General features: G+C 70.3%; 19 protein-coding genes. 5 read left to right on the forward strand and 14 right to left on the reverse strand.

The genetic code is table 11. The annotated features are described in order from the left end of the window. Positions 1–23: 23 nt before the first annotated feature. Complete coding sequence (locus tag IBL26_RS03335) at positions 24–1,124, reverse strand: pyridoxal-phosphate dependent enzyme (protein ID WP_187783018.1); 1,101 nt, start codon at positions 1,122–1,124, stop codon at positions 24–26. Positions 1,125–1,569: 445 nt separating this feature from the next. Between IBL26_RS03335 and IBL26_RS03340 the strand changes: the two genes are divergently transcribed. Then, entirely contained in the window at positions 1,570–2,148 is a 579-nt protein-coding gene (locus tag IBL26_RS03340; RefSeq protein ID WP_187783019.1) for a fasciclin domain-containing protein, read from the forward strand. Positions 2,149–2,348: 200 nt separating this feature from the next. Here the strand turns inward: IBL26_RS03340 and IBL26_RS03345 are convergent, their stop codons facing one another. After that, entirely contained in the window at positions 2,349–3,251 is a 903-nt protein-coding gene (locus tag IBL26_RS03345) for a polysaccharide deacetylase family protein (protein ID WP_187783020.1), read from the reverse strand. 187 nt (positions 3,252–3,438) lie between these two features. Here IBL26_RS03345 and IBL26_RS03350 point away from each other — a divergent pair, with 187 nt between their 5' ends. After that, a complete protein-coding gene (locus IBL26_RS03350) occupies positions 3,439–4,860 on the forward strand; it encodes an amidase (protein ID WP_187783021.1) in 1,422 nt (473 codons plus the stop codon). A gap of 362 nt (positions 4,861–5,222) precedes the next feature. Here the strand turns inward: IBL26_RS03350 and IBL26_RS03355 are convergent, their stop codons facing one another. Continuing rightward, positions 5,223–5,990 (reverse strand): PEP-CTERM sorting domain-containing protein, encoded by a 768-nt coding sequence (locus IBL26_RS03355; RefSeq protein WP_241748950.1) that lies wholly within the window; start codon positions 5,988–5,990, stop codon positions 5,223–5,225. A 337-nt stretch (positions 5,991–6,327) separates the two neighbouring features. Between IBL26_RS03355 and sugE the strand changes: the two genes are divergently transcribed. Together sugE and IBL26_RS03365 are read left to right on the forward strand one after the other, a co-directional pair. Further along, positions 6,328–6,651 (forward strand): quaternary ammonium compound efflux SMR transporter SugE, encoded by a 324-nt coding sequence (gene sugE, locus IBL26_RS03360; RefSeq protein ID WP_367615362.1) that lies wholly within the window; start codon positions 6,328–6,330, stop codon positions 6,649–6,651. Positions 6,652–6,717: 66 nt separating this feature from the next. After that, positions 6,718–7,986, forward strand: a complete 1,269-nt coding sequence (locus IBL26_RS03365; RefSeq protein ID WP_241748951.1) for a hydantoinase/carbamoylase family amidase — start codon at positions 6,718–6,720, stop codon at positions 7,984–7,986. 245 nt (positions 7,987–8,231) lie between these two features. Here IBL26_RS03365 and IBL26_RS03370 read toward each other — a convergent pair whose 3' ends face one another. The 4 genes from IBL26_RS03370 to IBL26_RS03385 form a co-directional block, all read right to left on the reverse strand. Then, positions 8,232–8,819, reverse strand: coding sequence for a YcbK family protein (locus IBL26_RS03370; RefSeq protein ID WP_187783024.1), 588 nt, complete (start codon positions 8,817–8,819; stop codon positions 8,232–8,234). After that, positions 8,819–10,405, reverse strand: a complete 1,587-nt coding sequence (locus IBL26_RS03375; RefSeq protein ID WP_241748953.1) for a L,D-transpeptidase family protein — start codon at positions 10,403–10,405, stop codon at positions 8,819–8,821. The genes IBL26_RS03370 and IBL26_RS03375 overlap by 1 nt, the downstream gene beginning before the upstream one ends. An 88-nt stretch (positions 10,406–10,493) precedes the next feature. Next, positions 10,494–11,027, reverse strand: a complete 534-nt coding sequence (locus tag IBL26_RS03380; RefSeq protein ID WP_187783026.1) for a YceD family protein — start codon at positions 11,025–11,027, stop codon at positions 10,494–10,496. Further along, a complete protein-coding gene (locus IBL26_RS03385; protein ID WP_187783027.1) occupies positions 11,024–11,569 on the reverse strand; it encodes a ubiquinol-cytochrome C chaperone family protein in 546 nt (181 codons plus the stop codon). The genes IBL26_RS03380 and IBL26_RS03385 overlap by 4 nt, the downstream gene beginning before the upstream one ends. Before the next feature lie 157 nt (positions 11,570–11,726). On the opposite strand from IBL26_RS03385, the gene IBL26_RS03390 reads away from it, so the two are divergent. Next, entirely contained in the window at positions 11,727–12,248 is a 522-nt protein-coding gene (locus IBL26_RS03390) for an outer membrane protein assembly factor BamE (protein WP_187783028.1), read from the forward strand. Positions 12,249–12,337: 89 nt separating this feature from the next. Here the strand turns inward: IBL26_RS03390 and IBL26_RS03395 are convergent, their stop codons facing one another. The 7 genes from IBL26_RS03395 to ribD all read right to left on the reverse strand — a co-directional run bounded on the left by IBL26_RS03395 (position 12,338) and on the right by ribD (position 19,028). Continuing rightward, positions 12,338–14,011, reverse strand: a complete 1,674-nt coding sequence (locus IBL26_RS03395) for a methyl-accepting chemotaxis protein (RefSeq protein ID WP_187783029.1) — start codon at positions 14,009–14,011, stop codon at positions 12,338–12,340. Positions 14,012–14,190: 179 nt separating this feature from the next. After that, on the reverse strand, positions 14,191–15,165 hold the full coding sequence (gene thiL, locus IBL26_RS03400; RefSeq protein WP_187783030.1) for a thiamine-phosphate kinase: 975 nt from the start codon (positions 15,163–15,165) through the stop codon (positions 14,191–14,193). Between the two features lie 8 nt (positions 15,166–15,173). Then, positions 15,174–15,710, reverse strand: a complete 537-nt coding sequence (gene nusB, locus IBL26_RS03405; RefSeq protein WP_187783031.1) for a transcription antitermination factor NusB — start codon at positions 15,708–15,710, stop codon at positions 15,174–15,176. After that, positions 15,707–16,186, reverse strand: coding sequence for a 6,7-dimethyl-8-ribityllumazine synthase (ribH, locus tag IBL26_RS03410; RefSeq protein ID WP_187783032.1), 480 nt, complete (start codon positions 16,184–16,186; stop codon positions 15,707–15,709). The genes nusB and ribH overlap by 4 nt, the downstream gene beginning before the upstream one ends. Continuing rightward, complete coding sequence (ribB, locus tag IBL26_RS03415) at positions 16,183–17,313, reverse strand: 3,4-dihydroxy-2-butanone-4-phosphate synthase (protein WP_241748954.1); 1,131 nt, start codon at positions 17,311–17,313, stop codon at positions 16,183–16,185. Before ribB ends, ribH begins: the two co-directional genes overlap by 4 nt. After that, positions 17,310–17,912, reverse strand: a complete 603-nt coding sequence (locus IBL26_RS03420; protein WP_187783033.1) for a riboflavin synthase — start codon at positions 17,910–17,912, stop codon at positions 17,310–17,312. The genes ribB and IBL26_RS03420 overlap by 4 nt, the downstream gene beginning before the upstream one ends. Then, on the reverse strand, positions 17,913–19,028 hold the full coding sequence (ribD, locus tag IBL26_RS03425) for a bifunctional diaminohydroxyphosphoribosylaminopyrimidine deaminase/5-amino-6-(5-phosphoribosylamino)uracil reductase RibD (RefSeq protein WP_277817285.1): 1,116 nt from the start codon (positions 19,026–19,028) through the stop codon (positions 17,913–17,915). Position 19,029: the final 1 nt, after the last annotated feature.

Consider the following 19,029-nt stretch of genomic DNA (forward strand, 5'->3'; position numbering starts at 1 on the left):
CGCGGCACCGCCCCCGCCAGGCATCAGCCTGGCAGCAAGAGGATGCGGGAGGCCGAATCCAGTCCCAACGACTGCCGCGCCTCCGCATCCGCCCCGGCGGCCAACAGCCCGGCGATGCCGAGCGCCAACCCGTCCGGGGCCTGCACTTCCGGGCCCTCGGCGGAACCCGCCGGCGCGGGTGGCACGGCCATGAAGGCAAAGGCAGCACGCTCCAACTCCTGCCACGCCAGCAGGCCGGGCGCACTGCCCTCTGGCCCGCTGGCCGAGGCTTCCGGCAGGACTGCATCGGCACCGGCCAGCGCTGCCCCTAGCAGGCGCGCATCATGCTCCGGCTCCACCACGACCAGTACAGGCGCGGTGCCGTAGTGCTGGCGCAGTTGCACGGATGCCGCCGCCGCCATGCCTCCTGCGCCACCTGGCACGAACACATGGGTCGGCGTCTCGCCGCAGGCGTCCAGCGCATCCTCCACCGCCAGGCGGTAGCCCTGCATCACGTCCCGCGGCACTTCGGTGTAGCCGGACCAGGAGAGATCGGAGACCAACGTCCAGCCTTCCCGCGCCGCATCCGCCGCCGCCTGGCGCAGCGCAGCGCCGGCATCGCCCGGTACCTCGCGCAGCGCTGCGCCGAAGCCGGCCAGCGCCTGCTTCGCATCCGGGTCGGAGCCGACAGGTACGAAAGCAACGCATCCAGCACCACATTGCGCGGCGGCCCAGGCGACAGCGGGCGCGAAGCCGCCATCCAGCGCGCAGGCCAGCGTCACGTCCCCCGCCGCCGCCGCGTGCTCGCCCCGCATCAGCGCGACGGTGCTGGCGGCAATGCCGGCGCGCGCCAGCTCCGCCATCAGCAGCCGGGCCACCGCGTAGCCGGCGCCCAAAGCGTGGATTTCGCCCGCCACTCCGGCACCGGCCGGGCCGGTAGCCCGCCGGCCATCGACGCTCTGCACCCAGGCCACCCCGGCCACCGCCGCCAAAGCAGGCAGCGGCAACACAGGCGCCGGCCCATGACCCGGCCAGGCGCGGATCTCGGTAGTGGCGCGGCGGAAGCCACCCTGTGGCAGCACCACGACGCCGGGTACGCCCAGGCGGGGATTGCGGAGCAGGCGGAGAGGTAGCGTATCGGTCATGGCAACACCTTGGCCGCGCTGCCCCGACGCAGCAATCTGCTGCTCTCAGGGCTGCGTTGATGGCCAAGGACGCCGATCACGCCCTTTGATGTCGGCCGATCGCCACGCTGAAAGCGGGCTTCGCGGCCTTCCGGCCGGTTCGCCGCCACCCGCAGACGGGTGCTGGATTTCAGCCGGCAGGGCGGCGGAACAGAGAGACCGCAGGGCTTCCCGCCCCGCGACCTCGCGGCTACAAAGGCGGCACGTCTCATCGCGTGATGTAACAGGCGCTTGCGGGGTTCTCCTCGCCGGGCACTTTCAGTAAATTCGCCATAAGGCTGACCTGGAATGGCTGGCTGCGCCGGTCGTTTCGGGCTATGGCGCGGACGGCCGGACCAGATCGCCTTATCCCGGCCATCAAGTGTGCCGAAACAGCCTGCCGGCACCCAGGAGAGGACCAGCCACCTTGATTTCCCGACGTTCCATGATGCTGGCCGGCGGCGCCCTGCCCCTGCTGCTCGCCGCCTGCGATACTATTGTCCCCCGCGCCAGCGGCCCGCTGCCGGAAGACGGCACGATCGATGTGATGTCGCTGCTCTCCGCGCGCCCGGATACCAAGATCTTCACCGACGCCCTGAAGCGTTCCGGCCTGGCCGAGCGCATCACGCTGGCGAACGGCCCCGCCACCCTGTTCGTGCCGAACGACACGACCATCGAGGCCCTGCCGCCCGCCAGCCGCGCCATCCTGACCGACCCGAAGGCGGACCAGGCGAAGCTGCGCGAAGCGGTGGGCAGCCTGATCGCCAGCGGCCAGTTGCGGTTGGAAAGCATCGCGGTGCGCAACGGCCAGATCAACACCTGGGCGCCTGGCCACCAGCTGCGCGTCACCGGCGCGCCCGCGCCGACGGCGAAGATCCAGCGCGCCGTGCTGGCCAATGGCCGCACCACTGTGACGGGCCCCGTCGCCGGCTTCGCCCGCGCCGACATCCTGGGCAATAACGGCGTGATCCATATCCTGGACACCGCGCTGCTGCCGACCTCCTGAGGGTACGGCGGGGCCCCGGCCCCGCCTGTCCACCTGGGAATGACAGGACAGGCCGTGATGGGCTCACCATCACGGCCTGTTTCTGTTCAGGGGCCGCGGGAGCACGGTGGGTTCACCTCCGTGCTCCCGGTACTTGTCTGACCGGGATTCAGGCCCTTCGGCGATTCAACCTCAAGCCATCACGCCTTAACGCCCTGGCGTCAGAGCGCCGCTTGCTGCTTGCACCAGGATGCCAGTTGCTCATGCGTGGCGAACCACACCTTGCCCCGGGACTTCATGTACTCGACCAGCCGCTCCAGCATCATGATGCGGCTGCGGTGGCCGATGATGTGCGGGTGCATGGTCAGCAGGAAGGTTCCGCCTTCCTCGAAGGCCCCATCGAACTCGGCACGGAAGATTTCTTCCACGGCCGAGGGCGGCGTGTAGGGCCGGATGGCGGAAAAGCGCACCATGTTCAGGTAAGGCGCGTCGTCGCGGATCCATTCCGGCGGCAGCTCCACCACACCGGTCGGCTTGCCCTCGGCGATGATCTCGTAAGGCTCGTCGTCGGCCATCAGGCTGCTGTCATAGAGCAGCCCCATCTCCCGGATGATATCCAGCGTGTCGACCGAGAAATCCCAGCTCGCCGTGCGGATGCCCACTGGGCGGCGGCCGGCGATCTTCTCCAGCACATCGGCGGCGCGCATCGTCAGGTCGCGCTCCACGCCGGGCGGCAGGGTGGTGTTGGCTTCGTGGATCCAGGAATGGATGCCGATCTCGTGCCCCTCATCCGCCAGGGCGCGCACCTCCTCCGGATGCAGCAGGGCGGAGACGGCGGGGTAGAAGAAGCTGGCGCGGGCGCCGTGCCGGTCCAGCAACCGGCGGATGCGCGGAATGCCCTGGCGGGAGCCGTACTGGCCCTGGCTGATCCGCATCGGGCTCTCGTCGCCATCGCGCAGCGGCGTCGTCTCATGGTCCGCATCGAAGGAGAGCGCCACGCAGCAGCGCGCCCCCTCCGGCCAGGCCGGCGGCGCCAGGCTGCGGCCGCCATAGGCGCGGGCCACGGCGCCACGCCACTTCTCCTCGCTCCATTCCCAGGGCTGCTGTTTCGGGGTCTCGGTCATGGTCAAAGCTCCGGTCTGTCTCGAAGGCACGCGGCCGCGCGGGTGCGGTAGGGCCCCGGGTACAAGGCGTAGGGGCGCGCAGTCTGCGCCGGGGTGCCGTGCGAGGCCAGAGGGGGTCCTCCCCTTTCCTCCCGCCGCCGCCGGACGCATGGTGCGCCTCGAATCAGAACCGTGCGCGGAAGCCAGAATGTCCGATACCGATCCGGCCCAGATGTCGGCCGAGCAACTCATCGCCCTCTACGCCACCCGCCGGCTCTCCCCGGTGGAAGCGTTGCAGACGGTGCTGGAGCGGGTGGCGCGCTACAACCCCTGGGTCAACGCCTTCGCCGTGCTGAATCCGCGCGCCCTGGCCCAGGCCGGGGAGAGCGAGGCCCGCTGGGCCGCCGGCCGCCCGATGGGCCCGCTGGACGGCGTGCCGGTGACGGTGAAGGACCTGCTGAATGTGCAGGGCTTCCCCACCCGCCGCGGCAGCAAGACCACCGATGCGACGCCCGCCACTGAGGACGCGCCCGCCGTTCTGGGCCTGAAGGCGGCCGGCGCCGTCATCCTCGGCAAGACCCACACCACCGAGTTCGGCTGGAAGACGCCGGGCGATTGCCCGCTGGGCGGCATCACCCGCAATGCCTGGAACCCGGAACGCACCGTTGGCGGCTCCTCCTCCGGCGCCGGTGCGGCGGGGGCGGCGAATTTCGGCCCGCTGCATGTCGGCACGGATGCCGGCGGCTCCATCCGCATCCCCGCCGCCTATTGCGGGCTGGTCGGGCTGAAGCCCAGCTACGGCCGCATCCCGCAATGGCCGCACAGCGCCTTCGGCCAGGTCTCCTGCGCCGGGCCGATGGCGCGCACGGTACGGGACGCGGCGCTGATGTTCTCCGCCATGGCCCAGGCCGATATCCGCGACCCCTATTGCCTGCCGGACGATATGCGCGACTGGCGCGACGGCATCGATGACGGCGTGGCCGGCTTGCGCGTCGCCGTCGTGCGCCACCTGGGCTACGCGCCGCCGATCGACGCGGAAGGCGAGGCCGCCGTGGAGCTGGCGGCACGCCTGTTGACCGAACAGGGTGCCATCGTCGAGTACGTGAACCCCGCGTTGCCGGATACGCGGGAGATCTTCGGCCGCGTCTGGGGCGTGGCGCTGGCGCGGCTGGTGAACACCATGGCGCCGGAGAAGCGGGCCCTGCTGGACAAGGGCCTGGAAGAAGTGGCCGAGCGCGAGGGCAAGATGTCCGCCACCGACTATCTGGCGGCCGAGGCGCTGCGGACCGAGGCGGCGCACGCCATGGCCCGCTTCCACCTGAAATACGACCTTGTGCTCTGCCCGACCACGCCGACCGCCGCCTTCGCCGCCGATGCCCCGACCATCCGGCCGACCGAAGCCCTGTGGCGGGACTGGGCGCCCTGGACCTTCGCCTTCAACCTGACCCGGCAGCCTGCCATCTCCGTGCCGATCGGCCTGGACGAGCACGGCATGCCGCGTGGTGTGCAGTTCGCCGCGGCCCAGTTGCGGGACGACCTGGTGTTGCGTGCTGCCCGTGCCATCGAGCGCGCGGTGGCCATGCCGGTGGCCAAGGCCGAAGGGGCCCACGCCTGCGGCCACCACCATTAGAGCGTAGTCGCCCGCGGCGGCACCACCGGAAGGCGAAAATAACACGTTGAATCAATAGATTAACGCGAACCTGCTAGCGTGTGTAAGCAGTTCCTGCCCCAGGAAATACTTACTTCCGTGCACCGCGCTTCCGGTTGGTTCAGTCCGCGACGACGGTGCCCGTTAAAAAACGGCCGGCAGGAATGAACCTGCCGACTTTGGCGCGGCGGCCCGGGCGCGTTTCCGCCCCCGCCCGACGCCAGTCCGAACCCGCATTCCGGTCCCGCGTCCGTCGGCCGCTTGGCCGCGAACGCTGTCAGCCGCGCGGGGAGATGACCGGTGGAGGCGTCCGGCGGATGGGCCGGGCGCCTCCACCGCGCACATCACGCCTTGCGGCGGCGGGCGAAGAACAGGCCCAGCATGCCGGCGCCGAACAGCGCGGCGGTCGCCGGCTCCGGCACCGGCGTCACCACCTGGCCCTGCAGGCCGAAGCGGACGTTGTCGATGGCAAAGCCCGCCGGCTCCGCGCCCACCAGCGAGAACAGCAGGCCGCTGATCTGCGCCAGGCCGTTATCCGAGACCAAGCCGAGGAACTCGATGCCGAGGCCGGTATTGGTCACCGAGCCCAGGACATTGCCCAGGCTGTCGAAGGCGGTGATGGCGGTGCCGGCGATGGCGTTGAAGAAGCCGCCCTGCAGGCCGACGCCAAACTGCGGCGTGGAGAACAGGATGGCGATCGAGCCGTTGAACTGCGGCGTACCCGACAGCACTGGCGAGGTCGGGTTGGCGCCGTCCTGGGTAATGAAGGTATCCGGGGACGCCGCCGCGAGGCTGAGCGGACCGGTCGGGTTGCCGAGCACGCAGCCGGAGACGGCGGCGCCAGCCGGGCAGGCACCCGGATTGGCGGCACCGGCCGTCTGCCCGGTGAAGTAGCCGTCGAAGGTGACGGTGGGGGAGCCGGCGCCGCCGCCATAGGTGGCCGGCGCATAGACGGGGTTGACGGTGCCCTGGGCGAATTCGCTGAAGGTGATCAGCCCGGACCCGGCGACGAAGGCGGCTTCGCTGACCCGCACCACGCCTGCCGAAGCAGAGTGTGCGAACAGCACCGCGCTCGCGGCGACGGTAAGGCGAAGGATGGATTTCATCGTCATCACACGATCTCCACGGAGTTGCAGATTGGCAGTGCCGCCGGGTGGGAAATAACCTTCGCCGTCGGTGCAACTCCTTGAGCAAGCGCCGTGCCGCGCCACTGAAGCCTGGTAAGCTTATGTAAATACATACAAAGATAAATTAAAGATTCGTTACTTTGTAAGAACGTCAAATCCGCCGACACGCGCGCCCCCCGCTGTCAGCGTCCTTGACCTGACGCGCCGCAGCATCCGGCCCTGGAAGCGCGGGCCTGACTTCCCCAGTTCCTGGGCTGCGGGACGACCCGCGCGATCATCAGACCCATTGGCCGGGACGACCCGGCCCAGAGAGGACATGATCGTGACGACATCCTGGATTGCCCTGTTCTTCGCCGGCCTGCTGGAAATCGCCTGGGCTGCTGGCCTGAAGCAGAGCGCCGGCTTCACCCGCCTCGCGCCCTCCATCTTTACCCTGATCGCCATGCTCGGCAGCTTCGGCCTGCTGGCCTTCGCCATGCGCGCCTTGCCACTTGGCACCGCCTACGCGGTCTGGACCGGTATCGGCACCGTCGGCGCCGCCATCATCGGCATGGCCCTGCTGGGGGAGGCGGTGACGCTGCCGCGCATCCTCTGCATCGGCCTGATCGTCGCCGGCATCGCCGGGTTGAAGCTGACCACCGGCTGAGGCTTGCTTTCCGCCAGGGCCCTGTCACGAATGGCAGGGCCCATTCCTCGCAGGACAGCCTCCACCATGACCAACCGCGTGCCCCCGACCCTGCCCGCCGCCGTCGACGAAAGCCGGCAGTGGGCGCGCCTGATGGGCATGGCCATGCTGGGCGAGATACCGGGCGATGGCGTAGACCGCGCCGCCCTGACCCTGCTGGACCGCCAGGCCCGCCGCCTGCTGATCGAGTGGGCCACCGAGGCCGGGCTGACCGTCAGCGTCGACGAGATGAACAACCTGTTCCTGCGCCATGAGGGGCTGGAGCCTGGCGCCGCGCCGGTGCTGACCGGCAGCCACATGGACAGCCAGCCGAATGGCGGCCGGTTCGATGGCATCTGGGGGGTGGTCGCGGCACTGGAGGCCGTGCAGGCCATCCGCGATGCCGGCCTGACCACCCGCCGGCCCATCGAGGTCGTGGCCTGGACCAACGAGGAAGGCGGGCGCTTTGCCCCCGGCTGCATGGGCAGCATGGCGTGGTCCGGCCACAGCGCCTCCACGACCTGGGACGGCGTGGCGGACCTGCACGGCACCACCTTCCGCGCCGCGCTGGAGGAGCAGATGGCGGCCGAGGCCGACCTGCCCCGCCGCCCGCTCGGCCCCGTCGGCGCCGCGCGTCCCAGCGCCTATATCGAGGCGCATATCGAGCAAGGGCCGCTGCTGGAAGCGGACATGCTGGATATCGGCGTCGTCACCGGCATCCAGGGCAGCCGCTGGTTCGTCGTGGACGTCGCCGGGCGTTCGGACCATGCCGGCACCGCCCCGGTCTCCCTGCGGCAGGATGCGGTGCAGGAGATGGTGCGCATCGTCAACGCGCTGAACACCCTGACCCACGACCCCGCCGATGTGCTGCGCTTCACCGTGGGCCGGGTGGAGGTGCATCCCAACACCTCCAACTCCGTCGCCGACCGCGTGCGCTTCACCATCGACCTGCGCCACCCGGACGCGGATATCCTGCGCGAGAAGGGCGACGCCATTGCCGGCACCGTGCAGGCCGCCCTGCGCCATTGCACCGCGACGGTGACCGAGCGCTTCACCGCCATGCCCACCGCCTTTCAGGAGCTGGTGCCGGACGCGGTGGAAGCGGCCGCCGAGGCGCTGGGCCTGCGCAGCCTGCGCATGGCCTCCGGCGCCTTCCACGACGCCCAGTTCCTGGTGCCGGTCTGCCCGAGCGGGATGATCTTCGTGCCCAGCCGCGGCGGCATCAGCCACCACCCATCCGAATACACTTCGCCTGAGCAGCTCGCGGCCGGGACGCGGGTGCTGGCGGCAACGGTGTGGGACCTGGCGAACCGCTAGAGCGCGATGGCTTGAGGAAGAAGCGCCGGGAGCCTGAATCCGGCGACCCAACAAAGGCATGGAGCGTGGGTGCGTGAACGAATGTGAACGCACCACGCTCTGAGGGAGAAGGTCGGGGAAGGAATTCCCCGAACCCCTTCTTTTTTTTCGAGTTTGGGGCGGCGCTCTGAAGGTGGGAGTGCCGGGGCAGTTGCCCGCTTTAAGCGAAAGGGACCGTCTGCCCCCTTCCCTTCAGACCACGCGACTCACCAGCGGCGCGGCGGGCCACAATCCAGGTGAACAAATCCCTGGCGGTAATAGCCGACGCCGCCCATCTGCATCTGCGCCGCCGTGCGGGCCACGCCATAGCCGTCGCGCCCTTGCAGGCGAAAATCGGCCGCCATGCCGGACATGTGCAGGCTGACGGTCGAGACGGCACGCGAACGGCGGGCGTTGTTGGCGTTGTGCTCCGGCGTACGGTAGCCGGACATGATGCTGAAGGTCTCGTTGGTCTCCAGCCGGGCAGCGACGCTGCTCAGCACGTCGAACAACCGGGGGTCCATCGGCGTGACCTCGGCGGCGGATAGGTCGCGGAACACCCAGTCCAGCTTGCGCAGGGCTTCCCGGTCGTACTTGCCGTCGCTGAAATAGACGCCGTCGAAGCTGTCCTCGGTAGAGAACCGCTGGGCATTCAGGCGGCGCACCGGCGGCAGGCTGGCAGCGACGGCGCTTTCGGACAGCAACGCCGTACCGGCGAGCACGCCGATGCCGGCCTTCAGGATCTGCCGGCGGCCGGCCATCTCCGGCTCGCAGCACGGGCATGCGCCGCCATGGCGGTTGAACAGGCCCAGCATCAGCGCGCCACCACCGCCGCGGCGGTGCTCTCCGCCCCCACGGCACTGGCCGCCTGCGGGCGTACGGGGGCCGGCGCCGCGCTTCGCGCCATGACCGGCGCGGCGAGCGGGGCGGAGCGCTGGTCCAGCGCGCGCAGATACACCGCATCCAGCCCATAGATATCCGGGCGGATCTTCACCCGGCCCTGATCCACCGTCACCGTCTCATAGCCCAGGCGCACCGGCAGGGTGCGGCGCAGGCCGACCGCGGTAGTCTGGCGGGATTCCAGCACGCGGTCCGCCCGCGCCCGGTCCCAGCCCGGAATGCCATCCAGGACGATGTCGAGCAGCTCCATCGGCCGCTCCAGGCGGATGCAGCCGGAGGAGAAGGCGCGATCCGGCCGGCGGAACAGGTGCCGGTCGGGCGTGTCGTGCAGGTAGATGTCTTCGCTGTTGGGCATGATGAACTTGATGCGGCCAAGGGCGTTGGTGTCACCGGCATCCTGCCGGAAGAAATAGGGCACGCGCTGCGGATTGACGGAGGCCCAGTCCACGCTCAGCGGATCGACCTCCACCCGCTCCCCACCGATATACTGGTAGACGCGGAAGCCCTTCTCGATCATCGCGCGCGGATCGCGCCGGAACTTCGGCAGCAGGTCCTCGCGCGCATTGCGCTCGGGCACGCCCCAGGGCGGGTTGAACTGCACCGTGGTCATGGTGACTGCCAGCATCGGCGTGGCGCGGGCGCGGTTGCCCACGATCACGGCCATGTCCAGCAGCACCTTGTCCCCCTCCAGCACCTTCAGCCGGTAGTCGGGGATATTCACCTCGATGCGGCGGGCCGGGCCCGGGCGCAGCGAGCCTCGGCGCATGTCCATGGCGACGCGTACCTGGCCGACCAGCGCATCGGCCGGGCGGTTCATCAGGCGCTGGGTGTTGACGCCGACGCGGCCGTCCTGCTCCAGCCCATTGGCGCCCTGCCAGCGCTTCACGGCTTCCAGCAGCACGTCGTCATACAGTGCGGGGTCGGCGGGCGTGGCGGCGGCCAGCGCCGCGTCCTCGGCGGCAATGCGCGCGCGCAGGGCGGGCACGCGCTCCGCATCCGTCATGCCGGGGTCGATCGTGCCGCCGGTCGGCACCACGGGCCAGCCACCGGCTTCCACCCGCGCCCGCGCCTCGCGCAGCGCCAGCCGCAGGGCGTCCATGCCGCCAGGGGCCAGCGCCGCCTGCTCCAGCACCTGCGCCGGCTCGGTGCTGCCATACAGGCGGGTCTGCCAGACGGCGCCGGCAGCGGGTTCGCGCTGAATGTCCGGACGGCCTGCCAAGGCGCGCACGCGGCCCTGTGTCAGGTCCGCCAGCGCCAGCGAGGCCGATGCGTAAAGCGCCGTGGTGTAGCCCTGCGGATCACTGGCCGCTCGCGCATCCTCGGGGATGGCGTAGTGGCCGGGGTTCAATCCGTCCTGGTCCAGCAGCCGCAGCCGGGCGGACAGACGCAACAGCGCCTCCCAGCTCGGTTGGACGGGCTGCAGCCCGGTCGGGCTCGCTGCCAATGCCGGTAGCGGCATGGCGGCGGCCAGGAATAACAGACAGGCATTTCTGCGGCGCATGGCGCTGTGCATAGCCCTCGCGCGCAGGGCTTTCCAGCCTTTGGTGCGATCACCGCTGCGCCAACAGGCGTGGGCGGTGGCCCTGGCCTCAGTTATCCCGCTTCAGGCCCTTCAGCACCGCGAACGGGTTGGGTCGCGGTGCCGGCGACTCGGGGGCGGGTTCGTCATCGCCGACCGAGAACCCCTCCTCCAGGCTGGCGCCCGGGGCACGCGGATATGGGTCCAGCGCCAGCGACAGCTGCTCCGCCAGCGCTTCGCCCAGCTCCAGCACGTCGTTCTCGGTCGGGATCTCGTCCGGGCCTTCCGGATCCTCGTCCATCTCGGCGCCGGGCGGCAGGAAGCGCAGGTCCACCGCCTCGTCCACCGTCTGGCGCACCGGCTCCAGCGTCACCACGCAGGGCTGCACCACGGTGGCGGCCAACCGGCCGCGCACGCGCACGGCGCCGCCGGATTCCTGCCGCAGCCGCAGGCTGGCCGAGAGCGCCTCGATCGCCAGGATGCCGAAGCGGGCGGCCAGGGCGGCGCATTCCTTCGGAGTGGCCTGCACCTCCTCCCGCCGCTCCTGCTTGCCGATGGTGCCCCAGGGAAAGGGGCGGGAAAATTCGGGTGCTGCGTCGCTCATGCCGCGACCTCCGGAAAGTGAACCTGGCCGCGCAGCAGCGTGGCCACAGGTTGGGCGGCCAGGGCCGCATCCATAGTCATGACGATATCGGCCAGGCGCAGCGCTGCCGGCGACCCGGCCTCCACGGCGCCGCGCCAGACATTGCGGGCCAGCGCCACGGCCAGCGCATCGCGGTCGGCGGCTTCCAACGGCGCCTCGTAAGCCTGGGCGCGGCCGTGGAACGCCTCCCACATCCGCTTCACCCGCTTGGCGATGGACATGTCGCTGACGCCCATTTCCCGTAGATTGGTGTCCATGTCGGCAAACATGGCGTCGAACACCGCCTGGGCCAGGGCGGCGCCGCGCGGGTCGGTATCCCGGTGCAGGCGGCGGATCAACAGCGCGACATGGAGCCCGACGAGGTCGAACCGCCCATCCAGCGTATCCGGGACTGCCAGCTGCGTGAAGAAATACGGTTGGCGCGCGGCTGCGACGGCCGCACCATACAGCTCATAGCCAGCGCGTTCATGCGGCTTGCGGCGGAACAGGCCAAACAGGGCCATGGGCGGCGCGGCTCCCTCTACCCGGCCGCCAGAAAGCAGGCGCCGGTTGACCCCGATGCGGGGCGGTGGCAATCGACCGAGCAGATGGACTGCAACCCGCCCCCGGTCAATCGCGACGGCGCGGCGGATGAACCAACCCATGAGGATCGGCGCGCATATGGCCAGCAGCGACACCACCCAAGCCCCGAGGGCGCGCCGGCACCCGGCGCGCGCGGGCCTGCTTGCCCTCGGCCTGTTGCTGACGGGCTGCTCGCTCTTCGAAGCCCCGGCCGTGCCGCGCGGCAACCGGGCGGACCCGGACCTGGTGGCTCAGCTCAGCCCCGGCGTGCAGGGCAAGTCGGATGTCGAAGCGCTGCTGGGCCCGCCCAGCGCCACCGGCACCTTCGATGACCAGGAATGGTTCTACATCAGCTCCATCACCCGTATCCGCCCGGGCCAGACCCCTGGCGTGTCCTCCCAGCGCGTGGTGGCCATCCAGTTCGATGACCGTGGCATGATCCGCAACATCCGCGAGCTCGGCCCGCAGGACATGCGGGACGTCGCGGTGGTGGACCGTACGACGCCGGTGCCGGGCACCGACCGGACCCTGCTGCAGGCGCTGTTCGGCAATATCGGCCGCGTCGGCGCCAACGGCTTCGGCGCCGACAACCAGGGGCCGGGCACCGGGCCGGGCCGCTAACCACCCAACCCCAAACGACGGCCAGGGCCGGAAGCAGGTTGCCGCACGGGCAACAGGCTTCCGGCCCTGTCTTTTTCGGCCCACTGCCCTCAGGCCGCCCGCACCTTGCTGACGAAGCTGCCGACCATGCCCGTCAGCCCCTCGGACTGGCGGGAGAGCTCGGACGCGGCGGACAACACCTGGCCGGCGGCCGCCCCGGTGTCGCTGGCCCCGGCGCTGACAGCGGCGATGGTGTGGGTCACCGCCTCGGTCGCCCGCGCGGTCTGCTGCACGGTGCGGGCGATCTCGTTGGTCGCCGCTCCCTGCTCTTCCACCGCCGCGGCGATGCTGCCGGTGATGCTGTTCACTTCGTCGATGGTGGTGGCGATGCCCTGGATGGCCGCCACGGCGTCCCGCGTCGCCGCCTGGATCTGGGTGATCTGGCTGCCGATCTCCTCCGTCGCCTTGCTGGTCTGCGCGGCGAGGTTCTTCACCTCGCTGGCTACCACCGCGAAGCCCTTGCCGGCCTCGCCCGCCCGCGCCGCCTCGATCGTCGCGTTCAGCGCCAGCAGGTTGGTCTGCCCGGCGATGTTGCTGATCAGCTCCACCACCTGCCCGATGCGGGTGGCGCCTTCGGACAAGGCGCGCACCGTCATGTCCGTCTGCCGGGCATTCTCTACCGCGCGGGCGGCAACGCCGGTGGCCTGGCTGACCTGACGGCTGATCTCGCCGATCGACGCGCTCAGCTCCTCGGCCGCGCTGGCCACGGTCTGCACGCCGCCGCTGGCCTCGTTGGCACTGGCGGTCACTTCGCTGGCCTGGTTGTTGGTCTGGCCCGCCGTGGCGGACATGGACCGCGCCGTCGCCTCCAGCTCCGTCGAGGCGGAGGAGAGGATGCCGACCATGTCGCCCACATCGCGCTCGAAATCCCGCACCAGGGTCACCAGGGCGGCGGAGCGCTTCTCCTTATGGGCCTGCTCGTCCTGCTGGGCGGCGGCAAGGCTGTCCGCGCGCAGCATGTTCTCCTTGAACACCAGCACCGCCTTGGCCATGCCACCGATCTCGTCCGAGCGCTCGACGAAGGAAATCTCCACCGAGGTATCGTGGTCCGCCAGCCGGGTCATAGTCTGGGTCAGCCGCGTCACCGGCACGGAGATGCCGCGCACCAGCGCGATGCCAACCGCGACGCACAGCGCCACCATCACCGCCATGACGACACCGATCATCCAGCTGGCCACCTCACCGAGGCTCTGGCCGGACTGGGACGCTGCGTTGCCGCCGGCCGTCTGGAACTCACGCAGGGTCTGCACGGCGGCGCGGGCCACCTCCATGACGCGCATACTGTCACCGGCGATCTGCGCGGCCTGGTCCTGGTTGCCCTGCCGCATCGCCGTGGTGGTGGTGGCAGTCGCCGCCACGTAGGCGTCGATGGCGGCCGACATCGCCGTCGCCAGCCGGTGCTCCTCGCCCGGGCCGATCATCGGCTCATAGCGGCGGATCGCATCGCGCACGCGGCTGGCGGCGGCCTCCAGCGCGGTGATCTGGCGCGGGATCTCCGCGGTATCGGTCACCATAAGCTTGTACTGGTTAAGCCGCAGCATCTCGAGGTTGACGGCGACGTCGCCCAGCACCTGCCCCGACGGCAGCCAGTTGGTGGCGAGGTCCCGCACCACCGCATTCACCCCAGCCAGGCGTTGGATGGAGAACAGGCCAAGGCCGCTCGTCCCCAGGAGGAGAAGGGTGAAGGCCAGCAGTAGCTTGGCCCGGATCGTAAGACTCTGCATGGCGTGGATGATCCCGCTCGAACTGTGTGCGGGGCAAAGAAGCGCCAGGAGTGGTTAAGAAAGCGCTCTACGTCGTGACCGTCGCGCGACTTTAGGGCCCGATGCGTTCACATCCGTTCATGCACCATGCTCTCGTCGTGACCCAGGCTTCCTGGTGATTGCACCGCAAGCCATCACGCCTAGAAATGACTCCAGCCGCCCCTCGCCAAGGGCAGGGTCCGGTTGGCATGGTCCAGCACCGTCACCGCCGGCTCGCCCGCCAGGAACCGGCCGATCCGGGTGGCTGCCACGCCCTGGGCAGCGGCGCGGGCGGCGATCTCGGCGGCGGCCTCAGGCGGCGCGGCGAACAGCAACTCGTAGTCGTCGCCACCGGTCAGAATCCGCGGCAGCAGCGCCGAATCGGCAGCCAGCAGAGCCCGGGCGGCGGCCGAAAGCGGCACGTCCGCCGCGCGGATCTCGGCCGCGCAGCCACCGGCCCGGCACAGGTGGCCGAGATCCTGGACCAGCCCGTCCGACACATCCATCGCCGCCATGGCGAGCCCGACCAGAGCCTGCCCGAGGCCCAGCCGGGGGCGCGGCAGGCGGTAGCGCTCGGCCAGGAAGCCGGCATCATCGGCGGGCAACTCGCCTTGCAGCACCGCCAGCCCCAACGTGCCGTCGCCGATACTGCCGGAGACCCAGACATCCTGCCCCGGCATGGCGCCAACGCGCCGCAGCGCCTGGCCCGGCACCACTTGGCCGAGGATGGTCAGGGAAAGGGTGATGGGCCCGGGGGTGGAGGTGGTATCGCCGCCCAGCACCTGCAGGCCGAACTCGGCCTGGTCGGCGGCAAGGCCGGCGGAGAAGCGCTCGATCCAATCGGCCGGCAGGCCGCGCGGTAGGCTGGCGGTCAGCAGATAGGCCAGCGGTGCCGCGCCCATGGCGGCGAGGTCAGAGAGATTGCAGCGCAGCAGCTTGCGGCCGATCGTCTCCGGCGGGTCATCCGGCAGGAAGTGGACGCCGGCCACCATGGCATCGGCGGCGATGACAATCTGCCGGCCCGGCGGCGGGTCCAGCAGCGCGGCATCGTCGCCCAGCCCCAACGCCCCCGGCCCCGCCAAAGGCAGGAAGTGCCGCGCGATCAGCGCGAACTCCGGCGGCAGGCCCTGGGACATGGCGGGTGTCAGCGCGGCTGGTTGAATTCGGCGCCGCGCAGGTGGCGGGCCAGCGCATCCAGTACGCCGTTGGCGAAACGCGGCTCCTCGCCGCCAAAGAAGCCGTGGGCGATGTCCATGTATTCGTTGATGACCACGCGAGCCGGCGGCTCGCCGGAGGAGGAGAACTCGAAGGCGGCGGAGCGCATCAGCGCGCGCAGCACCGGGTCCAGCCGCGCCACGGTCCAGTCACCGGCCAGATGGCTGCCGATGATGGCGTCCAGCGTCTCGCCCTGCTTGGCCACGCCGCGGACGATGTGGGTGAACAGCGGAACGTCCACCAGTTCCACCCGCCCATCCTCAAACCCGCCGGCATCGGGGCCGAGGCGGAAGCGGACGAACTGGTCGATCACGGCCTCAGCGCTCTCGCCCGCCTGCTCGCTCTGGAACAGGGCCTGGATGGCGGCGACGCGCGCGCCGGTGCGCGGCCGGCCCTGCTGCGGTGCCGTGCCCGCCTTCGGGGGGCGGGACTTGTTCTTCTGGTCAGTGGGCGGGGTCGTGTTCATCGGACGCCCCAATTGCGGGCCAGCGCCACCTGGGTCAACAGCGCGATGGCGGCCTCGGCGCCTTTATTGTGGCGGTCGTCAGCGCTGCGGGCCTCGGCCTGGTCCAGGCTCTCCACCGTCAGCAGGCCGAAGCCCAGCGGCACGCCGGTCTCGCTGCTGATGTCCATCACGCCCTGGCACACGGCCTCGCAGATGAACTGGTAGTGGTCGGTCTCGCCCTTCACCACGCAGCCATGCAGCAGGTAGCCGTCCCAGCCGCCCTTCTTCAGCGCCAGCCGCAGCGCCGCCGGCAGCTCGAACGCCCCGGCGACATCCACCACCTCCAGTTCGGCACCGGCCTCGGCCAGCACCCGCTCCGCCCCCCGGCGCATGCCGGAGACGACACCGTCGTAATACGGCGCCTGGATCAGCAGGATGCGCGGCGCGGGGCCGGGCACGGCGGGGGTGGCGCGCTCCGGGGCGTCAATCGTGCTCATTCTGCGCCTTCCTCATCGATACGGCGGGTCTCGGCCACGGTCAGGCCGTACCCTTCCAGGCCGACGATGGCCTTGGGGTGGTTGGAGAGCAGGATCATGTCCTTCACGCCCAGATCGGCCAGGATCTGCGCGCCGATGCCGTAGTCCCGCAGCTCGGGCGGTGCAGCGCGGTCCCGCCCGGCACGCACGCGCTCGGAAATCGAGGTCGGCTTGACGTCGCGGATCATGACGACGACGCCGCGCCCGGCCGCCGAGATCTCGGCCATCGAGCGCTGCACGTCATGCGGCCCGGCGATGCCGACGAGGTCGGAGAGGATGTTCACCGCATGCATCCGCACCAGCACCGGGTCGGGGCGGGAGAGGTCGCCCTTCACCAGGGCGATGTGCTCGCCGTATTCCAGCGTGTTGGCGTAGACCACCAGGCGCCAGTCGCCATTGCCGGCGGCATCCGGCAGCTTGCCTTCCTCAACGCGCTTGACCAGCCGCTCCGTACGGCGGCGGTGGGCGATCAGGTCGGCGATGGTACCAAGCTTCAGGCCGTGATGCTGCGCGAAGGCCACCAGGTCCGGCAGGCGGGCCATGGTGCCGTCGTCGTTCATGATCTCGCAGATCACGCCGGAGGGGTTCAACCCCGCCATGCGGGCGAAATCCACCGCGGCCTCGGTATGCCCGGCCCGCACCAGCGTGCCGCCTTCCCGCGCCACCAGCGGGAAGACGTGGCCGGGTGTCACGATATCCTCGCGCTTCGTCTCGCCATTGATGGCGACGGCGACGGTGCGGGCGCGGTCGGCGGCGGAGATGCCGGTGGTGACGCCTTCCCGGGCCTCGATGGAGACGGTGAAGGCGGTCTGGTGCCGCGTGCCGTTGGCCTGCGCCATCAGCGGCAGGCCGAGCTGCTCGACGCGCCCCTTGGTCATCGCCAGGCAGATCAGGCCACGCGCGAAGCGGGCCATGAAGTTGATGGCATCCGGCGTGGCGAACTGGGCGGGAATGACGAGGTCGCCCTCATTCTCCCGGTCCTCGTCATCCACCAGGATGAACATGCGGCCACGCCGCGCCTCCTCCAGCAGCTCCTCGGTGGGGCTGAGGAACTGGTGGAGGGAGGTCTGCTGGGTGGTCATATTCATGCGTTGAACTCCTGCAGGCGGGCGACGTAGCGCGCCAGCATGTCGATCTCGATATTCACCCGCTGCCCGGGCTTCAGCTCATCGAAAGTGGTGACGGTGCTGGTGTGGGGGATGATGTTCACCCCGAAAGTGGCGCCCTCCACCTCATTCACCGTCAGGGAGACGCCGTTGATGGTGACCGAGCCCTTCGGCGCCACGAAGCGCGCCAACCCCTGCGGCAGCTGGAACAACCAGCGGGTGGAACCGTTCTCCGGCGTCTCGGACAGCACTTCGGCGAGTCCGTCCACATGGCCGGAGACGACGTGGCCACCCATCTCGTCGCCCATTTTCAGGGCGCGCTCCATGTTGATGCGGCTGCCGACCTTCCAGCCGCCCAGCGTGGTCTTGGACAGCGATTCGGCCGAGACCTCCACCGTGAAGCGGTTGGTCTCCAGTGTCACCACCGTCAGGCAACAGCCGGAACAGGCGATGGAGGCGCCGATCTCGGCCCCCGTCAGCCAACCTTCCGGCGTGTCGATGGCGAGGCGCATGTCCTGCCCCTCCCCGATCGGATCGATGGCGGCGACGACGCCGATGGCGGTGATGATTCCGGTGAACATTCAGGCGGCCTCGAACTCACTGAGCAGGTCCGGGCCAAGGGAGACGGCCGAGACACGGCGAAATCTGGGCATGGCGGCCAGCACATCCAATGGCGATGCATCGGCCGCTGGACGGCCATCCGCGCCCATTACCGCCGGAGCATGGAACCAGGCGAGCCGGTCCACCAGCCCGGCACGCAACAGGGCTGCTGCCAACCCAGCGCCGCCCTCAACCATCACGCGCGTCAGCCCGCGCACCGCCAGCGCCCGCATCAACGCGCCGGCATCCAGTCCGGCGCCGGTCTCGGCAGCGGGAACCTCGATGATCTCGGCGCCACGGGCCTGCAAGGCTTCCAGCGCCTGCGCCGGATGGCCGGGGCGGGTGGCGACCCAGGCGGGGGCGGTACTGGTGAACAGCCGGGCGGTGGGTGGGGTGCGCAGCCGCGCATCCGCCACCACCCGCACGGTCGGGATCTTGGCGGCGCCGTCCAGCCGGCAGGTCAAATCCGGGTCATCGGCCAGCAGGGTACCGCTGCCGACCAGCACGGCATCGTGCCGCGCCCGCATGGCGTGCACGGCGCGGCGGGCGGCGGGGCCGGTGATCCAGCGGCTTTCGCCCGTGCGGGTGGCGATGCGGCCATCCAGCGTGCTGGCCAGCTTCAACGTCACCAGCGGCAGGCCATCGGCCACGCGCTTGATGAAGCCGGCGGTCACCGCCATTGCCTCTTCCCGCAACACGCCTTCCGTCACCTCGATGCCGGCGGCGCGCAGCTGGTCCAGCCCCTGGCCATCCACGCGCGGGTCGGGGTCCCGCAAGGCCACCACCACGCGGGCCACGCCGGCCGCGATCAGCGCGCCGGTGCAGGGCGGCGTGCGGCCCCAGTGGCAGCAGGGCTCCAGCGTCACGTAGGCGGTGGCGCCATAGGCGGCGCGGCCGGCACGGCCCAGTGCCTCCGTCTCCGCATGCGGGCGGCCGCCGGGGGCGGTCCAGCCGCGGCCGACCACCACCCCGTCCTTGACGATGACGCAGCCGACCGAAGGATTGGGCCAGGTATTCCCCAGGCCGCGCCCCGCCAGAAGCAGGGCGGCGCGCATATGCGCCTCGTCCTCCGCCCGCCGGGACGCCTCCCCGGCCATC

The sequence above is a fragment of the Teichococcus aerophilus genome, assembly GCF_014490485.1.
Taxonomy (GTDB): Bacteria; Pseudomonadota; Alphaproteobacteria; order Acetobacterales; family Acetobacteraceae; genus Pseudoroseomonas; species Pseudoroseomonas aerophila.

What these genes read in the sequence shown, in the direction of transcription:
- IBL26_RS03335 (WP_187783018.1), bottom strand. Translation starts at nt 1,124, where the DNA reads ATGACCGATACGCTACCTCTCCGCCTGCTCCGCAATCCCCGCCTGGGC.
- IBL26_RS03345 (WP_187783020.1), bottom strand. Translation starts at nt 3,251, where the DNA reads ATGACCGAGACCCCGAAACAGCAGCCCTGGGAATGGAGCGAGGAGAAG.
- IBL26_RS03350 (WP_187783021.1), top strand. Translation starts at nt 3,439, where the DNA reads ATGTCCGATACCGATCCGGCCCAGATGTCGGCCGAGCAACTCATCGCC.
- IBL26_RS03355 (WP_241748950.1), bottom strand. Translation starts at nt 5,990, where the DNA reads ATGACGATGAAATCCATCCTTCGCCTTACCGTCGCCGCGAGCGCGGTG.
- IBL26_RS03365 (WP_241748951.1), top strand. Translation starts at nt 6,718, where the DNA reads ATGACCAACCGCGTGCCCCCGACCCTGCCCGCCGCCGTCGACGAAAGC.
- IBL26_RS03370 (WP_187783024.1), bottom strand. Translation starts at nt 8,819, where the DNA reads ATGCTGGGCCTGTTCAACCGCCATGGCGGCGCATGCCCGTGCTGCGAG.
- IBL26_RS03375 (WP_241748953.1), bottom strand. Translation starts at nt 10,405, where the DNA reads ATGCGCCGCAGAAATGCCTGTCTGTTATTCCTGGCCGCCGCCATGCCG.
- IBL26_RS03380 (WP_187783026.1), bottom strand. Translation starts at nt 11,027, where the DNA reads ATGAGCGACGCAGCACCCGAATTTTCCCGCCCCTTTCCCTGGGGCACC.
- IBL26_RS03385 (WP_187783027.1), bottom strand. Translation starts at nt 11,569, where the DNA reads ATGGCCCTGTTTGGCCTGTTCCGCCGCAAGCCGCATGAACGCGCTGGC.
- IBL26_RS03390 (WP_187783028.1), top strand. Translation starts at nt 11,727, where the DNA reads ATGGCCAGCAGCGACACCACCCAAGCCCCGAGGGCGCGCCGGCACCCG.
- IBL26_RS03395 (WP_187783029.1), bottom strand. Translation starts at nt 14,011, where the DNA reads ATGCAGAGTCTTACGATCCGGGCCAAGCTACTGCTGGCCTTCACCCTT.
- thiL (WP_187783030.1), bottom strand. Translation starts at nt 15,165, where the DNA reads ATGTCCCAGGGCCTGCCGCCGGAGTTCGCGCTGATCGCGCGGCACTTC.
- nusB (WP_187783031.1), bottom strand. Translation starts at nt 15,710, where the DNA reads ATGAACACGACCCCGCCCACTGACCAGAAGAACAAGTCCCGCCCCCCG.
- ribH (WP_187783032.1), bottom strand. Translation starts at nt 16,186, where the DNA reads ATGAGCACGATTGACGCCCCGGAGCGCGCCACCCCCGCCGTGCCCGGC.
- ribB (WP_241748954.1), bottom strand. Translation starts at nt 17,313, where the DNA reads ATGAATATGACCACCCAGCAGACCTCCCTCCACCAGTTCCTCAGCCCC.
- IBL26_RS03420 (WP_187783033.1), bottom strand. Translation starts at nt 17,912, where the DNA reads ATGTTCACCGGAATCATCACCGCCATCGGCGTCGTCGCCGCCATCGAT.
- ribD (WP_277817285.1), bottom strand. Translation starts at nt 19,028, where the DNA reads ATGGCCGGGGAGGCGTCCCGGCGGGCGGAGGACGAGGCGCATATGCGC.